Origin of the sequence: Mesorhizobium sp. WSM4884, from assembly GCF_029625675.1 — a bacterium.
Classification (GTDB): domain Bacteria; phylum Pseudomonadota; class Alphaproteobacteria; order Rhizobiales; family Rhizobiaceae; genus Mesorhizobium.
In genome coordinates, this window is the sequence record NZ_JARTVO010000014.1 from 72,475 (window position 1) to 87,985 (window position 15,511).

Below are 15,511 nucleotides of genomic sequence, written 5' to 3' on the forward strand. Positions count from 1 at the left end.
TACACAGCTTGATTTGCTCAGATCTGTGAATTATAGGTTACGTATGATCGAGGTCCGGCAGACCGACGAATTCAGGAAATGGCTGCGGAACCTCACGGATATCCGCGCTGCCAGAAAGATCGCTCAGCGACTCATCCGCGTTGAGGCGGGCCTATTGGGAGACGCCAAGTTTCTTTGAAGGCATCGGTGAACTTCGGATCGACTATGGCCCAGGCTACCGGGTCTACTTCGTCCGGCGCGGCAACACGGTCATCATCCTGCTTTGCGGAGGCGACAAATCCTCTCAGGACAGGGACATCAAAAAAGCCAAGCAGATGGCAAGCGAGGTTTGACATGGCTCTCAAAACCACACCATTCGATGCCGCTGAATATTTCGACGACGCGGAGTCCCAGGCTGAACTTCTCGTTGATGCGTTCGAGACCGGCGACGCAACCTATATCGCGCACGCGCTCGGCATCATCGCGCGTGCTCGCGGCATGACAGCCGTAGCGAAGGAAGCCGGCGTTACTCGCGAGGCGCTTTACAAGGCGCTGAGCGAAAAGGGCGATCCGCGCCTCAGCACGCTGCTGGGAGTCACCAAAGCGCTGGGTCTGCAACTTTATGCAAAACCAACCAGTCCCAATTCGCTCGGGGCATGACGGATTGAGGAGACCTTGGGTCAGTCAAGCTAACCCGGCCCATTCCACTCGACGTCCCGCGTCGAAGCCGCTTGCAGGCTGATCCATTGGCGCCAGGCCACGCCGGCGATCTCGGCCAGCGCCAGCCACTGCGCCTTCACAGGCGCGGAGTCGCCGGGCCAGTCGAGCAGTTCCTGGCCTTCGCACATGGCCTTCCGAAAGCCGCCGAGGCCGCCTGAACGCAAAGCGGCTCGGAGTCCATAAACCCACATCGCAAGCCGCACCGTTTGCGGCGCGATGACGTCGGGGATCACTTCCGGCCCGTCTTCCAGCATCGCGTCGGCAAAGCGCGCCGGATCGCGAAAAAAATGCAGGCCGCTGACGGCGCGCGGATTGCATTCCAGCGGTAACACCCTTCCGTTCGCCTCGCGTATCAGGTCGAAGGAAATCTGCCCGGTCCATGACGTGCCGGCGATGACGCGCTCGACCAGTTCGCGCGCTGCCTGATCCCCGACCCGTTCGAAGAAGATACCGGCGCCCTTGCCGGCGCGATAAGGCGAACGGTAGAGCGCCAGCGCCTTGAGCTTGCCCTCACGCGCCACCGCATAGGCGCTGATCTCGTCGCCGTCGACGAAATGCTGCGCCACCCAGGGCATGGCGGGCGAGGGGGCGACGGCGTCGAGGAAATCCGGCGTCGGACGCAACAGCACGTGGCTGGCGAAGCGCGACCAGACCGGCTTGAACACCAGCTCGCGCGAGCGGCCGCGTACCGCTTCCAGATCGTCGCGTGAGCTGAGGAGCGTTGTCTCCGGCACCGCCAGGCCGAGGCCTTCGGCCAACCGGATAAAGGCGTGCTTGTTGTGCACCTTCGCCAGCTGTTCGATATCCGGCGCGAGCAACTGGGCCGGGATCGCCCGGCTGCGCCAGGCCAGCGCGAGATAGAACACCTCCTCGCAAGTCGGGATGACGAGATCTGTACCTTCAGCCCGCGCCAACGCCTCGACCGCCTCGGCGTAGGCCTCAGGCTCGAAACGCGGCGGCGGCAGCCGATGGTAACGCGCGCAGGCCTTGCTTGCCGCAGCGATCGGCCGGGCAGGGCTGTCGGCCAGGATGACGCGGCGGCCGGCGCCGTCGAGCAGGCGCGCCAGATGCAGCGCCACCGGCGCACGCGCCCCGGTGATCAGCACGGTTTGGTCGGGCGCTGCCACCCTGTCAACCGCCTTTCAGCTGTCGAAGTATGTCTCGATTGGCCCGTAGAAGGTTCAGATAGCGCGCCTTCGCTTCGGGCTCCGCATCGCAGTAGAAACGAAATAGCTCAGTGCCACCGTTTTCGAAGCTGTGAAATGCCGGAGCTTCCCTCGTTGTCTCGCTTGTGGCTCGATCAAGCGCGAATAGTTCTTTGAAGGCTGCGCCGTCATCTGAGTGCGCGACTACGACCCTTTCCACCCGACCATTGGTGTAGAATAACGAAATTCGAGTTTGATTGCCTTCGGGGTTCTCGTTGATCGTTTCCAAGACGCCGTTGCCAGGGTGATCCGGGCATTTGATTGAAACTCTGAGAAAGTCGCTATCGGCCAGGGATGCCGAACTGCAGCACACCCCAAAAAACAATGCGATCAAGCTCGAAACCGCACCGAAAATCTTGTTCATGGTAGGAAACTCACCGGCAATCACTTCGGGGCGGCTAGTGGGTGTTGGCGATTGACAATCTTGCCATTGCCTCGCGAAGTCAAACAGCGTCTAAAACAGATGGCTGGAAACCGAAAGCTCGCTTTCTTGCTTAGCAATCGCGCTACTTCCCGCCGACAGGCAGCGCGCGCTGGACGATGTTGAGGAAGAAGCGGATGCCGATCGGCACGATGGCGTCGTTGAAGACGAAGCGGTCGCCATGCAGCCCGGCGCCTGGGCCGACATCGCCGGCGCCGATCCAGACATAGGCACCGTCGCCGACGCCCTGCAGCAGAAAGGCAAAATCCTCGCAACCCATGCTCGGCAGGAACTCGGTTGCGACACGCTCGGCGCCGACTGTATCCGCGCCGGCTTGCGCCGCGAGCGCCGCGCCATGCGCCGGATTCACTACCGGCGGATAGCCGCGCCTGTAAGTGAGTTCGGCGCTGGCGCCGTGCATCGTGGCGCAAGCCTGCGCCACGCGCTCGATCTCGGCGGCGCAATGGTCGGAAAGCGCGCGGTCATAGAAGCGGCAGGTGCCTTCGACCTTGACCTCGCCCGGCACGAAATTGTTGAAGCGGCCGCCATGGATCTGCGTCACCGACAGCACGGCCGGCGACAGCGGATCGACGCTGCGCGAGACCAGCCGCTGGATCGCGGTGACAAAACTTGCCGCGGCGAGCAGCGGATCGTCGCCCAGATGCGGCATCGCGGCGTGGCAGCCGCTGCCGCGAAAGACGATCTCGAAATCGTCGACCGCCGCCATCTGCGGTCCGGCGCGCACGCCGATATGGCCTTCCGGGAAACCCGGCCAGTTGTGCACGGCGAACACTTGGTCGACCGGAAAGCGGCGCAGCAGGCCATCCTCGATCATCTTCTTGCCACCGCCCAGCACCTCCTCAGCCGGCTGGAAGACGAACACCACCTTGCCGTCGAAACTCTCGCTCTCGGCGAGCAGCTTGGCCGCCCCAAGCAGCATGGCGGCATGGCCGTCATGGCCGCAGGCATGCATGACGCCGCCGTTGCGCGAGGCGTAGGCGACATTGGCGGCTTCCTCGATCGGCAGTGCGTCGAGCTCGGCGCGCAGCGCGATCGCTCTGCCGCGCGTGCCTTTCGTCAGCGTCCCGACCACGGCCGTCGCGCTGACATCGGTGTGGACGGTGAGGCCGAATTCCCTCAGCTTCGCCGCGACGAAAGCCGCCGTCTCATATTCGGTGAAGCCGAGTTCCGGATTGGCGTGGATCGCCTGCCGCCAGCCGATCACGTCTGGCACGATCGCCGCTATCCTGTCGTTTTCCCGCATCGTCTTATCTCCGCTTCGTTTGCGGCGATGTTGCCGATGTTCCCCGCTTGCGTCTTGAACGGGATTGACGGGCAGGGCGGTTTCGACAAGGCTTCCGGCATGAGCGACGCCGGCGAGCAAAGAGAATGCGAGGCAGCAAAGCTGACGCGGCATGAGGGCCTCGGTGGCCTCGAAATGCTGGCCGCCCATTATCGCGACCATGCCTATGCGCTGCACACGCACCCGACCTGGGTGTTCGGCGTCGTGGTGGCCGGCATCGAGAAGCTACGCATCGGCCGCCGCCGGCATCTGGCGCCGGCGGGCTCGATCATCATCGTCAATCCGGAAGAGCCGCATGACGGCGAGAAAGGCGCGTCCGCCGGCTGGGCATACCGCACCTGCTATCCCGACGCCACGCTGATGGCCGAAATCGCCGACGACCTGGAGCTGCCGGGATTGCCGATATTCGGCGAAGGGATCGTGCATGCACCGGAACTGGCACGAGCCTTCGTCCAGGCGCATCGACTGGCGGGACAGGCGCTCGACCAGGAAACGGCGATGCTGATGGTGCTCGGCGAGCTCGTCGGCCGCTTCGGTGACGGCAAGCGTTGCGACCGCGCTTCAGACGGCGGCGAAACCACACGGCGCTTCCGCCTCTATCGCGAGCTGATCGCGGCCGATCTTTCGGCCGGTTTCGATCTCGCTCGGTTGGCTGCTGCGACAGGCGTCACCCGTTTCCAGGTCATCCGCGATTTCCACCGCGCCGCCGGCATGACGCCCGGACAATATCTGCGCGACCGCCGCATCCGTGCGGCGTCGGCGCTGATCAGGACCGACATGCCGCTCGCCGAGATCGCCGCCGCGACCGGCTTCGCCGATCAGAGCCATCTCACCAGGGTGTTCAAGACGATCAAGGGCCTCTCGCCCGGCGCCTGGCGCGCCGCCGCTTGAGACCGCCCGTGCCGCGCGCTGAACCGAAATAGCCGTCGCCGCCCGGGGCGTGGTGAGCCGGTGTCGAGAGGATCAGCGCGGCCGCGCGCGCTGCCTCTTGCCCTCTGGCCGCCATTCCTGCCGATACCAGTCGACGAATTTCGCCAGTCCCTCCTCGATCGGCACTTTCGGCTTGAAGCCGAAATCGTGCTCCAGCGCACCGGTGTCGGCATAGGTCTTCTCGACCTCACCGGGCTGCATGGGCAGGTTTTCGCGGATCGCCTTGACGCCGAGCAGGCTTTCCAGCGTCTCGATGAAGCGGCCGAGATGCACCGGCTGGCTGTTGCCGATGTTGTAGATGAGATGCCTGGATCCGTTTGCTGGCGGTGGCCGGTCGAGCACCGCAAGCACGCCGTCGACGATGTCGTCGATATAGGTGAAGTCGCGCCACATCTCGCCATGGTTGAAGACGCGGATCGGCTTGCCGGCGAGCATCGCCTCGGTGAAGATCCAGGCCGCCATGTCCGGGCGCCCCCAGGGGCCGTAGACGGTGAAGAAGCGCAGCCCGGTCTGTGGCAGGCCGTAGAGATGCGAGTAGGTCGAGCTGATCAGCTCGTCCGCCTTCTTGGTCGCCGCATAGATCGACACCGGATCGTCGACGCGGTCGCCCTCCGCGAACGGCACCTTTGTGTTGCCGCCATAGACCGAGCTCGACGAGGCATAGACCAGATGCTTGATTCCGGGCAGCGCCCGGCAGAACTCCAGCACCTCGAGGTGGCCGACTATGTTGGCGTGGATATAGGCGCGTGGATTTTCGAGCGAGTAGCGCACCCCGGCCTGGGCGCCGAGATGAACGATGCCGCTCACCCTTTCGCCCTTCAGTTTCGCCGCCAGCGCGCTCGGCTCGGCGATGTCGAGCTGGTGGAACGAGAACGCTTCGTGATCCGAGAGCAGCGCGAGCCGCGCCGCCTTCAGCGCCGGATCGTAATAGGCGTTCATGTTGTCGACGCCGACAACGGTGTCGCCGCGTGCGAGAAGGCGCCGGCAGACATGGCTGCCGATGAAGCCGGCGGCTCCGGTCACCAGGATGGTCATGCGCGGACCTCCGATGAGGGCAGGGGCGGGATCATTTCCGGCGCGTGCTTTTCTTGGCGCCGGCCGGCGGGCTCGGCCGGTGCCAGCCGTCGCCTTCGCCATGCGCGGGCTGCGGGCGCGCCACATAGGCGAGCGCGCCGTTGGCTTCGAGATAGACGCGCGACAGCATTTCGGCGAGCACGCCCGACGTCACCATCTGCAGGCCGGCGATCACCAGGAAGAAGCCGGTGAACAGCATCGGCCTCGTTCCGATGTCCTGTCCGAAGAACACCTTCAGGCCGAACAGATACGCCAGCACCAGCGAACCCAGCACGCCGAGCACGATGCCGATGCCGCCGAAGAAATGGCCGGGCCTGGTGCGGTAACGCATGAAGAAAAACATGAAGACGAGGTCGAGCACCACGCGGAAAGTGCGCGAGATGCCGTATTTGGACTGGCCGTGGATGCGGGCGTGATGCGTCACCACTTCCTGCGCGATGCGGCGCGGCGTCGTCACCGTCGCGAGCCATGCCGGGATGAAGCGGTGCATTTCGCCATAGAGCCGCACGCTGCGGATGACGCTGCCGCGGAAGACCTTCAGGCTGCAGCCATAGTCCTTCAGCCGCACGCCGGTGACGCGCGCGATCAGCGAGTTGGCGATGCGCGACGGCAGCCGGCGCATCCAGAAACCTTCCTGGCGGTTCTTGCGCCAGCCGGCGACCAGGTCGAGGTCCTCGGTCAGCAGGCGATAGACCATGCGCGGTATGTCGAATGGGTCGTTCTGCAGGTCGCCGTCCAGCGTCGCGATGACGTCGCCGCGGGCGGCGTCGAGGCCTGCCTGCATGGCGGCGGTCTGCTTGAAGTTGCGCACCAGCTCCACGGCGTGCACGTGCGGGCCGTATTCGGCCGCGAGCCTGCGGATTTCGTTCGGCGTGGCGTCGGTGCTGCCGTCGTCCACCAGCACGACTTCCCATGGCTGGCCGTAATTCTCCATCGCCTGGTGAATGCGCACCAGCAGCGGCTCGACATTGTCGGCCTCGTTGTACATCGGAATGACGATGGACAGCTTGTGCTCGGGCATGACGGCGCCCTCGGGCAGTCCCGTGACAGGAATGGGAAGCACGTTCATGGCGGTCATTTCCTTGCGGGCCCCGTGGCCGGGCTCTCCGGCAGCGTCGATTTCGAGGGAAACAGCCAGGCGATGGCGCCGGTGGCGACCGCCGAGCAGAGGATGAAGAGATGCAGCGCAAGCGCGGCCTGCAGGCCGTCCTTCATGGCGATGCCGGAATAGAGCAGTGCCGCCGCGGCGCCCGCCTCGTAAGTGCCGAAACCGGCGACGCCCTGCACCGGCAGGATGGCGGCGGCCTCGGCCCCGACGGCGCCGGGGAAGGCGGTCTGGAAGGAGGTGCCGAGCAGCATGGCAAGCAGCCATCCCTGCACGGCAAGCTTCAGTGTCCAGTTGGCGACTGTCCACCACCAGCCGTAGCGGGAGCGTCCGGTGGCCTCGGTGAAGATGTCGCGCAGCTTGCCGAGCTTCGAGACGATGCTGCCGCGCCCTGCCCAGTCATGCGGCGCGCGCGCCCAGCGCGGCAGGTACCAGGCGACGGCGATCAGCGCAGCGATGCCCGCGGCCCTGAGCGCCGGATGCAGGCTCGGCCACACCAGGCAGGCAAGCACGCCGACGACGAACGCATCCTGCAGCCTGAACCACAAAAGCGAAGCGCCGGCGCGCACGATCGAAATGCCGAACACCTGCCGCAACAGGATCGGGAAGGCGGTCTCGCCGCCGCGGAACGGCACCACGTTGATCATCGCGTTGTGGATCAGGATGACGCGCAGGCAGGCACCGAAGCGGCCGTTCACTTCGTCGCGGAACTCGTCGCAGACGCGCAGCGCGCGCAGCACATAAGTGACGAACAGCGCGGCCGTCACCGCCACGAAGGCGCCGGGCGTGATGCTGGCGAAGGCATCGCCCACCATCTTCCAGCGCGAGTCGCCGGCAAGCCATGCCAGCAGCGCCAGGGTGACGACTATCGAGAATGCTCGCTTCAATCAGTTCTCCAAGTGGCGTCGACCATCGCTTTCCGGGCAATCGCTTTGACTTCGAAATCCGCCGCGCGGCCGGTGATCGGACTGCATCGCCGCTTGTCTTGCCCGTTTCCGACGGCGTGGCGGGGTCGCCAAAATTCCGAGCCTTCGCCGATCTTCGGCCCGTTCAACGTCTCTGCTCCATCATAAGCGGCTGATCCTATAGACCAGCGGCTTGCTCAAATCCACATACTTGGTTTGGCCTGCTGGGCGGGCGGGACCGTCGGTCCGGTTCGGCAGGTCGAGTTGGGCTGAAATCCGACCTGACGGCTCTATCAACCGCAAATCCGGCGGCGACGAAGCAGATTTCATCGCCCGTAAATGGAGTTTCTTCGACAGCCTGCCAAAGCGATTCCCGGAACAGCGCTTCCGCACTTTTCCTGGGACTGCTCGCGGGTCAAGCAGGAGGCTCGCTGAGACAAGTCTTCGACCGGCTCAGCGAGCCCCGCGCCCCGACACACTACTAACGGGGACGACTGCCAGCCCTTGCGGGCTGGCGTTTTTTCGTGGCGTCGCCGGCACGCGGCGCGCTCCGTGCGCGCGAACGGCTGCGGACGCGTTGAATGCCTTCGGCTTCAGGATCGGCCCCAGCCCGAAGAAGGGCGCGGCCGTCCTGATGATGGTGTCGATGTCGGACGATTTCGCCACGAAGCCGAGCTTCTCCCGTGCCAGGCTCGGATCGGCGTAAAGCTCGGCTGGATCGCCCGGACGCCGCGCCTTGTAGACCACCGGTACCGGGCGACATGTAATACGCCCGACGGCTTCGAGGATCTCCCTGACCGAAAGGCCCTGGCCGGTGCCGAGATTGACCGCCAGGCTCCTGCCGCCGGCTTCCAGATGCACCAGCGCTTTGAGATGCGCACGAGCGAGGTCGTTGACATGGATGTAGTCACGCACGCAGGTGCCGTCCGCCGTCGCGTAGTCGGTGCCGAAGACCTCGATCGCACCGATCATGCCGGACGCTGCCATCAGCACCCTGGGAATGAGATGGGTTTCGGGCGTGTGCCACTCGCCAAGCTCGCCTTCGGGGTCGGCGCCGCAAGCGTTGAAGTAGCGAAGGATCGCGTATTTCAGGTGATAGGCCGAGGCGTAGTCCCTGATGATCTCTTCGCCCATCAGCTTGCTGCGGCCATAGGGACTGATCGGCTTCTGCGGCGAGGTCTCGTCGACCGGCAGCGCCTGCGGCACGCCATAGGTCGCGCAGCTCGAGGAAAATATCACCTTGTCGATGCCGTTTGCCCGTGCCGCGTCCAGCACCGCGATCGTGCCGCCGACATTGGTCGAATAATAGTCCGCCGGCTCGCGGGCCGACTCGCCGACATAGGCAAGAGCGGCGAAATGAATGATCGCCTCCGGTCGGTGCGTAACGATTGCCCGCTGCAATGCGTTGCGATCGCGGATGTCGCCGACCACCAACGGACCCCAGGCGACCGCCTTCTCGTTGCCGCGGCTTAAGTTGTCGTAGACCACGGGCAGGTAGTCGGCCGCCGAGAGCAGCTTGCAAGTGTGGCTGCCGATGAAGCCGGCGCCACCCGTGACCAGAACGGGGCGCGAGGTCATGGCGCCGTAGTCTCCCTGAGGGACGGGCGGCTGCTCCGCTTTGCAGCGAGCGGGCGACCGCTGCCCAGCAATGTTTCAAAATAGGCTGTCGTACGGGCAAGTCCTTCGCTGAGCGTGACTTTGGGCTCCCAGCCGAGATACTGCCTGGCAAAGGCGATATCGGGCTTGCGCTGCCTTGGGTCGTCAACCGGCAGAGGCCGGTGCACGATGCGTGAGCGGGAATTCGTATAGTCGACCACCAGCTCGGCCAATTCCATGATGGTGAACTCGACGGGATTGCCGAGATTGACCGGATGCTGCAGCCCCAGAGGCACGTTCATCAGGCGCACGAACCCCTCGATCAGGTCGTCGACGAAGCAGAAGGAGCGCGTCTGGGTACCGCTGCCATAGACGGTGATGTCTTTGCCGCGCAGCGCCTGGACAATGAAATTCGACACCACGCGGCCACCGTCGGGCCGCATGCGCGGGCCGTAGGTGTTGAAGATGCGCGCGATACGGACATCGATGCCGTATGTCCGCGAATAATCGAAGAACAGCGTTTCGGCCGAGCGTTTGCCCTCATCGTAGCACGAGCGGGGACCATGCGTGTTGACGTTGCCGAAATTGCCTTCCGGCTGCGGATGCACCAGCGGATCGCCATAGACCTCGGAAGTCGAGGCCTGGAAGATCTTGGCGTTGCATCGCCTGGCGAGCTCCAAAAGATTGATTGAGCCCAGTACGCTGGTCTTGAACGTGTGGATCGGATCGGGCTGGTAGTGCGGTGGGGAGGCGGGGCAGGCGAGGTTGTAGATTTCGTCTACGGCGAAATCCGCCGGCAGCTCGTCGACGATGTCGTGCTTGATGCAGGTAAAGGAGGAATCGCGGCCTATGCCGGCAAGATTGCATCTTTTGCCGGTGTGGAAATTGTCCAGCGCGATGACCTCATATCCATCGGCCAGCAGCCTTTGGCACAGATGAGAACCCAAAAAACCCGCTCCGCCGGCAACCAGCGCGCGAGCGCGATCCGCATGCCTGCGTCCCGACCTGCTATCGAGCTTCAGAATCCTGACGACCCTACCCATGGCGTCCTCATATTCGCAACACACTAGCCTTCCGGGCCGGGGCAACAGCGTCGCCCGACCAGGTCAAATCACGGCGGTTCCTTCGCACGCGCGGAACCGCTACGACCGATGTGTTTTTTCTGAGTTCGCGGGGCCGTTGCCGTACGGCTTATCTACGCCGCTCCAGCGTCCCTTCGCCCCTGAGTCGCGATCCACGAATAATGGCTGCCACCATCGCGGACTGCTCGCCCAAATTGCACACCCAACGCATATAAAGATATACCTGCGCGCGGCACAGTCAACTGAATTAGCGTTTCGTTAAGCCCGCCGGTTTGCCAGCGGTTAATCATAATCGGCGCGATCGGACGTGTCGGTGGTTGAAACTATTGCCGGCGTGTCGTCCGTGCAAACGCAGTGAAACAACGCGCATGCTGCGGCGCATCATGAAGAGAGTCGGTTTGCCTCATGACGTTGTATAGCAGAGCGCAAAAAAGAGACTTCATTACGGTGCTCTGCGCATTCAATATTATTTCACTGCCAGGTCGGATGTCAGCTATTTTGTACTGAAAGCGGTCCGGTGACTCTCGGAAAGCAATGCGCTTGCTTTCCGACGCCGCTCGGACTGCAAATATACGCGGCATTTCCGAAATGCGGGTTGTCGCTCACTGCGGCGGCAGGGGGCTGCGCTGTTGTTGTAGGTGCAGTCCGATCTGGTTTCAAATCGATCAAGGCGGCCTTACCGCTCCCGGATGCGTTGAAAGCAGTAGATTGATCTGGTCCAAAGTATTGGCAGCCGAAGATTGCTAGGGGCTGTTCCGAGAACAAGAAATCTATTTAAAAATTACCACTGAAGGGCAGATGTTTGGTTGCCCCCGCGGCCGAATCATTGGCCGGCAACCCACCCTCGGTGGCACTATGCAACATGGTTAATTTTAGCGAGCTGTTTGAGCGTATTTTCGATGCAAGGCGCAAGGTCGCCTGAGCGGCGCTCGCGGGCCGCTCACACCCACCAGTTGTTAGGCCCGTGGCAGGCAATCACCGTGCGTGGGACAAGAAACATGGCCCACAGTTCACGGGGCCATGTTTATGGACGATCACGTTGCTGGGAGGCCGATTTCACTCCCCGCCCATGTCCTTCTTGAATTGGGCGAGATCGACCTGCATGCCGTTGAAGATGGTGCTCCAGTGGCGCGTCAAGGCGGCCATGGTGACGGCCTCCTGGATCTCCTCGTCGGTGGCGCCTGCGCGCTTGGCGTTCTCGGTGTCCGACCAGATGCAGTAGCTGCAGGGGATTTGCGCCGCGACCGCCAGCGAGATCAGCGACTTCACCTTCGGCGACAATGCCGTCTTGTCGCTGAGCTCGATGGCCTTGACCTCGGCCCAGGCGCCGGGCAAACCGGCTTTCGGGAACTGTTTCACGAAACCGGGCACGCCGCCCATCGTCGACTGGATGTCCTTGATGGCGGCGTCGTAGTCGTCGGCGCTGGCCGGCGCCGAGGTCAGCATGGTGGCAAGCACGCCCGCGGCAGCGAGCAGCGAGGCGGAACGAAGGCAGGAATGCACGGTCGAGACGATGCGAATGACGGACATGATATTCTCCTCTGGTTTTTGTTAGCCTTACGGTGTAAGGTGTTTCGGAACATGAGCCTTACAGTGTAAGTTGTCAAGCAGCGCCATGGACTCATCGATCAAAAAAAAGCGAACCCGCGGCAGGCTGTCCCGCGAGATGATCGAGGACGCCGCCTTCGAGGTGATCGAAAGGGAAGGGCTCTCCGGCTTTTCGATGCGCAAGCTTGCCGCCGCGCTCGGTTGCGAGGCGATGAGCATCTACCATCACTTCCCCTCGCAGGCGCATCTCTACGAGGCGCTGGTCGACCGCCAGATGAGCGGGCTCGTGATCCCGGACAACAGCCTGCCCTGGCGCGAGCGGGCTCGCATCGGCATGCAGGAATTTCGCCGCGTCGCGACCGAGCACCCGGCCTTCGCGCCGTTCATCGTCGTCTACCGCATGAACTCGCCGCCCTGCCTAGCCAAGCTGAATGCGATCATCGGCCTGTTCGAGGATGGCGGCTTCGGGCCGGAACTCAGCGCCCGCCTGTTCCGCGCCGCCGGCTATTATGTGATGGGCGCGATCCTCGACGAGACCGCGGGCTACGCCAAGGGACCTTCGGCGGTCACCACGGTCAGCGGCGAAGAATTGACGCGCGATTACCCGAGTGTCGTGGCGGCCGGCGCCTATTTCGGCACGAGCGGTTTCGACAAGACTTTCGAGCTTGGCCTGGAGATGTTTCTGGACGAGATGGAGCGGATTCGCGACGCTGCCCGGGGCGAGGCCGCCAAAAAAGGCGATCACGCCCGAAAGAAATCGTAACCAGGGCTTTCGATGCGCTTCCTCTCGGTTCTTGTTCTCATCGTCGGCGCCGCAATCGGCGTCTTCTATCCCTGGGCGATGAGCAATTTCTCCGGCCATGCGATCGGCACTTACAGAGTCTATGAGGGCGGACGCTTCCGCCCGGCGACCGTACGGCTCGCGGCAAACGATGCGCCCGTCAGGGTGCTGGTCGACCTCACCGCGCGGGCCGAACGCGTCGCCTCGCAGCAGCGCACCGTGCTGACGCTGACCGCGGCAAGCGGCGGCCGCACGGCGCTCGCCTCGACGCTCTCCTTCAACCACACCGACAATCCGCGCCAAGTGAGCCCGCAACTGCCCGACAAGATCTTTCGCGACGAGGCCGGCGTCATCGAGAGGGTCACACCCGGACCTTACCTCTTCACCGTCGGTCCGGGCGATGCCGACGGCATCGACATGCGCGCCGTCGATGTGATCCTGCGCGCCGGCACCGGCTCGATCGACGAAAGGGCGCGGCCGGCAGGCTATGCGCTTATGGGTATCGGGCTGGCAGGGCTGGTGCTGTCGCTGGTCTTTGGCCGTGGCAACGAGCCGCCGCAGAACCCGAACTCGCAGCCGCCACCGCCGCGCTGGGGCCGCGGCGGTTCGCAAAGGTAAGCGCACATGAACTACCGCCACGCCTATCACGCCGGCAATTTCGCCGACGTCGTCAAGCATGCCGTGCTCAGCCGGCTGGTCGAGTACCTCAAGCAGAAGGACAAGGCTTTTCGCGTTGTCGACACGCATGCCGGCATCGGCCGCTACGACCTCGCCTCGGTGGAGGCCGGCAAGACCGGCGAATGGCAGGGCGGTATCGGCCGGTTGTTCGGGCATGCCCTCGATCCTCGGGCGGCGGCGCTCCTCCAGCCTTATCTGGATGCGGTGCGCGCGGAAAATCCCGGCGGCGGCCTCCGCCGCTATCCCGGCTCGCCGCTGGTCGTCAGGCACCTCCTGCGCAGCCAGGATCGGCTGACGGCGATCGAATTGCACCCCGAGGACGCCGCGCGGCTCAAAGCCGTCTTTGCCGGCGATTTCCAGACAAGGGTGATCGTGCTCGACGGCTGGCTGGCGCTCGGCGCGCATCTGCCGCCGAAGGAGAAGCGCGGCCTGGTCCTCGTCGACCCGCCTTTCGAGGAGGAGGGCGAGTTCCCCCGTCTCGTCGAGAACCTGCGCCGGGCGCATCGCCGCTGGCCGGGCGGCATCTACGCGCTCTGGTATCCGATCAAGGACCGCAAGGCGGTCGCCGCCTTCCGCGCGGCGCTGCAGGAAACCGGCATTCCGAAACTGCTCGATATCGGCTTCGAGATCCGGCCTGCCTCGAACGAACCCAGCCTTGACGGCAGTGGCATGGTGGTGGTCAACCCGCCCTTCACGCTGGAGGGGGAATTGCGGCTGCTGCTGCCGGCCTTGCATGGAGCGCTTGCCGTCGAACAGCCCGCGCGCTGGACGATCGAATGGCTGGCCGGTGAGTAAGATCGCGGCCGGACGAAGATTGAGCTATGCCAGCGCCCCCGGCGTGATGCCGGTCAGCCGCCGGCTCTCGCGGATCAGATGCGCCTGGTCGGCATAGCCGGCCTCGATCGCCAGCACCGCTGTCGAGGCGTCGCCGGCCTTCTCGCGCAAGCGCCGGAAGCGATGGAAGCGCAGGATGCGATCGAGCGTTTTCGGACCATAGCCGAAAGCATCCTCGAAGCGTCGGCGCAGCGTCCGCTCGCTCATATGCAAGTGGCGCTGCAGGAAGGGAACCAGCGGCGTCTCGGGCGGCAGGCCTTCATCGATGACCTCGAAGGTTCTGCCCATCAGCGGATCGAGCGCATCGCGCCCCTCGGTATGCGCGCCGACGATATTTTCCAGCTGCCGCACCATGCCGGCGAGGTCGGGCGCGGCCTTGATGCGGTCGGACAGTTCTCTGGAGCGCGTGCCCCAGATCTCACCGAGATCGAGCCGGCCGCCGACGATCTCGCCGGCCGGCACGCCGAGCCAGCCGGCGGCGGCTCCTGGCCGGAAGCGGAAGCCGACGATCACCGAGCCGGCCGGCGATCTCTCGATCTGCGGCTCCTTGTCCGGCCCGGCGATGCGAAAGCGGCCGTCGATCCATTGCAGGTCGATGGTGGCGTCCGGCGTGATGACGATCGGCGGAACGTCCTGCTCCGCCATGCGATGGACCCAGACCGCGCAAAAGGCGCTGGCCAGGCCCGCGGCAGCGGGCCTTTGCTGAAAGAAGCCGGTGGACTGGGCCAGTACCGCTTCCATGTCTTCTCCGATCTGCTCCGGCATCCCCCGGCGGATCGACGTCGGTCATTTTGGCCGAAATCTTCAATGCCGGCCGCCTCATCCGTGGCAAAACGAATGCAAGGTCACGGCGCTTCAGGCGCTTCCATGAGGCCGCATTCGGACCCGGACGTGGTCACGAATATAGAAAGGAGTGAGAGAAATGAAAGCTCGCATCACCGTCATCACGCTCGGCGTCGATGATCTGGAAGCATCGCTCAAATTCTACCGCGACGGCTTGGGCCTGCCGACCGAAGGCATCATCGGCCGCGAGTTCGAGCATGGCGCCGTCGCCTTCTTCGAGCTCGCCGGCGGCTTGAAGTTCGCCATCTTCGAGCGCTCGAGCATCGCCCACGACGCCACGGTGCCGCAGAGCGGCCGCAGCCCGACCGAGCTCACCATCGGCCACAACGTGGCGAGCGAAGCCGAGGTCGACGCTGTGATGGCTGAGGCCGTCAAGGCCGGCGCGCGTGTGGTCAAGCCGGCGCAGAAGACCTTCTGGGGCGGCTATGCCGGCTACTTCCAGGACCCCGACGATCATCTCTGGGAAGTCGTCTACAACCCCGCTTTCATCCCGAAGGGCTGAGCGGG

At 64.2% G+C, this 15,511-nt stretch carries 16 protein-coding genes and 1 pseudogene; 7 read left to right on the top strand and 10 right to left on the bottom strand.

The genetic code is table 11. The features are described 5' to 3' along the window. Positions 1-43 precede the first annotated feature (43 nt). Positions 44-332: pseudogene (locus P9236_RS21175) on the top strand (type II toxin-antitoxin system RelE/ParE family toxin). Position 333: 1 nt separating this feature from the next. Then, positions 334-639, top strand: a complete 306-nt coding sequence (locus P9236_RS21180) for an addiction module antidote protein (RefSeq protein ID WP_278076476.1) — start codon at positions 334-336, stop codon at positions 637-639. A 29-nt stretch (positions 640-668) separates the two neighbouring features. Here the strand turns inward: P9236_RS21180 and P9236_RS21185 are convergent, their stop codons facing one another. From P9236_RS21185 to P9236_RS21195, 3 genes are all read right to left on the bottom strand, one after another. After that, positions 669-1,826, bottom strand: coding sequence for a hypothetical protein (locus P9236_RS21185; protein ID WP_278076477.1), 1,158 nt, complete (start codon positions 1,824-1,826; stop codon positions 669-671). Between the two features lie 4 nt (positions 1,827-1,830). Then, positions 1,831-2,268, bottom strand: a complete 438-nt coding sequence (locus tag P9236_RS21190) for a hypothetical protein (RefSeq protein ID WP_278076478.1) — start codon at positions 2,266-2,268, stop codon at positions 1,831-1,833. Positions 2,269-2,410: 142 nt separating this feature from the next. After that, on the bottom strand, positions 2,411-3,589 hold the full coding sequence (locus tag P9236_RS21195) for an amidohydrolase (RefSeq protein ID WP_278076480.1): 1,179 nt from the start codon (positions 3,587-3,589) through the stop codon (positions 2,411-2,413). A gap of 54 nt (positions 3,590-3,643) precedes the next feature. Here P9236_RS21195 and P9236_RS21200 point away from each other — a divergent pair, with 54 nt between their 5' ends. After that, positions 3,644-4,519, top strand: coding sequence for an AraC family transcriptional regulator (locus P9236_RS21200; RefSeq protein ID WP_278076481.1), 876 nt, complete (start codon positions 3,644-3,646; stop codon positions 4,517-4,519). Between the two features lie 72 nt (positions 4,520-4,591). Here P9236_RS21200 and P9236_RS21205 read toward each other — a convergent pair whose 3' ends face one another. The 6 genes from P9236_RS21205 to P9236_RS21230 form a co-directional block, all read right to left on the bottom strand. Next, positions 4,592-5,593, bottom strand: a complete 1,002-nt coding sequence (locus P9236_RS21205; RefSeq protein WP_278076482.1) for an NAD-dependent epimerase/dehydratase family protein — start codon at positions 5,591-5,593, stop codon at positions 4,592-4,594. A 31-nt stretch (positions 5,594-5,624) separates the two neighbouring features. Then, complete coding sequence (locus P9236_RS21210) at positions 5,625-6,701, bottom strand: glycosyltransferase family 2 protein (RefSeq protein WP_278076483.1); 1,077 nt, start codon at positions 6,699-6,701, stop codon at positions 5,625-5,627. 5 nt (positions 6,702-6,706) lie between these two features. Beyond that, on the bottom strand, positions 6,707-7,624 hold the full coding sequence (locus P9236_RS21215) for a lysylphosphatidylglycerol synthase domain-containing protein (protein ID WP_278076484.1): 918 nt from the start codon (positions 7,622-7,624) through the stop codon (positions 6,707-6,709). A 471-nt stretch (positions 7,625-8,095) separates the two neighbouring features. After that, positions 8,096-9,220, bottom strand: a complete 1,125-nt coding sequence (gene galE, locus P9236_RS21220; RefSeq protein ID WP_278076485.1) for a UDP-glucose 4-epimerase GalE — start codon at positions 9,218-9,220, stop codon at positions 8,096-8,098. Further along, entirely contained in the window at positions 9,217-10,281 is a 1,065-nt protein-coding gene (locus P9236_RS21225; protein WP_278076486.1) for a UDP-glucuronic acid decarboxylase family protein, read from the bottom strand. The genes galE and P9236_RS21225 overlap by 4 nt, the downstream gene beginning before the upstream one ends. Positions 10,282-11,376: 1,095 nt before the next feature. Next, positions 11,377-11,850 (bottom strand): carboxymuconolactone decarboxylase family protein, encoded by a 474-nt coding sequence (locus tag P9236_RS21230; RefSeq protein WP_278076488.1) that lies wholly within the window; start codon positions 11,848-11,850, stop codon positions 11,377-11,379. 136 nt (positions 11,851-11,986) lie between these two features. Between P9236_RS21230 and P9236_RS21235 the strand changes: the two genes are divergently transcribed. From P9236_RS21235 to P9236_RS21245, 3 genes are read left to right on the top strand one after another with little or no spacing between them, the layout of a single operon-like run. Further along, a complete protein-coding gene (locus P9236_RS21235; RefSeq protein ID WP_278076489.1) occupies positions 11,987-12,631 on the top strand; it encodes a TetR/AcrR family transcriptional regulator in 645 nt (214 codons plus the stop codon). Positions 12,632-12,643: 12 nt separating this feature from the next. Next, on the top strand, positions 12,644-13,267 hold the full coding sequence (locus P9236_RS21240) for a hypothetical protein (RefSeq protein WP_278076491.1): 624 nt from the start codon (positions 12,644-12,646) through the stop codon (positions 13,265-13,267). Positions 13,268-13,273: 6 nt separating this feature from the next. Then, entirely contained in the window at positions 13,274-14,122 is an 849-nt protein-coding gene (locus P9236_RS21245; RefSeq protein ID WP_278076492.1) for a 23S rRNA (adenine(2030)-N(6))-methyltransferase RlmJ, read from the top strand. Between the two features lie 24 nt (positions 14,123-14,146). Here the strand turns inward: P9236_RS21245 and P9236_RS21250 are convergent, their stop codons facing one another. Further along, positions 14,147-14,902, bottom strand: coding sequence for a helix-turn-helix domain-containing protein (locus P9236_RS21250; protein WP_278076493.1), 756 nt, complete (start codon positions 14,900-14,902; stop codon positions 14,147-14,149). Between the two features lie 181 nt (positions 14,903-15,083). Between P9236_RS21250 and P9236_RS21255 the strand changes: the two genes are divergently transcribed. After that, positions 15,084-15,506: a VOC family protein gene (locus P9236_RS21255; protein ID WP_278076494.1), complete on the top strand. Its 423-nt coding sequence runs from the start codon at positions 15,084-15,086 to the stop codon at positions 15,504-15,506. The last annotated feature ends 5 nt before the right edge of the window (positions 15,507-15,511 follow it).

Coding starts and splice junctions, on each gene's coding strand:
- P9236_RS21180 (WP_278076476.1), top strand. CDS start 334: ATGGCTCTCAAAACCACACCATTCGATGCCGCTGAATATTTCGACGAC.
- P9236_RS21190 (WP_278076478.1), bottom strand. CDS start 2,268: ATGAACAAGATTTTCGGTGCGGTTTCGAGCTTGATCGCATTGTTTTTT.
- P9236_RS21195 (WP_278076480.1), bottom strand. CDS start 3,589: ATGCGGGAAAACGACAGGATAGCGGCGATCGTGCCAGACGTGATCGGC.
- P9236_RS21205 (WP_278076482.1), bottom strand. CDS start 5,593: ATGACCATCCTGGTGACCGGAGCCGCCGGCTTCATCGGCAGCCATGTC.
- P9236_RS21210 (WP_278076483.1), bottom strand. CDS start 6,701: ATGAACGTGCTTCCCATTCCTGTCACGGGACTGCCCGAGGGCGCCGTC.
- galE (WP_278076485.1), bottom strand. CDS start 9,220: ATGACCTCGCGCCCCGTTCTGGTCACGGGTGGCGCCGGCTTCATCGGC.
- P9236_RS21225 (WP_278076486.1), bottom strand. CDS start 10,281: ATGGGTAGGGTCGTCAGGATTCTGAAGCTCGATAGCAGGTCGGGACGC.
- P9236_RS21230 (WP_278076488.1), bottom strand. CDS start 11,850: ATGTCCGTCATTCGCATCGTCTCGACCGTGCATTCCTGCCTTCGTTCC.
- P9236_RS21235 (WP_278076489.1), top strand. CDS start 11,987: ATGATCGAGGACGCCGCCTTCGAGGTGATCGAAAGGGAAGGGCTCTCC.
- P9236_RS21240 (WP_278076491.1), top strand. CDS start 12,644: ATGCGCTTCCTCTCGGTTCTTGTTCTCATCGTCGGCGCCGCAATCGGC.
- P9236_RS21245 (WP_278076492.1), top strand. CDS start 13,274: ATGAACTACCGCCACGCCTATCACGCCGGCAATTTCGCCGACGTCGTC.
- P9236_RS21250 (WP_278076493.1), bottom strand. CDS start 14,902: ATGGAAGCGGTACTGGCCCAGTCCACCGGCTTCTTTCAGCAAAGGCCC.
- P9236_RS21255 (WP_278076494.1), top strand. CDS start 15,084: ATGAAAGCTCGCATCACCGTCATCACGCTCGGCGTCGATGATCTGGAA.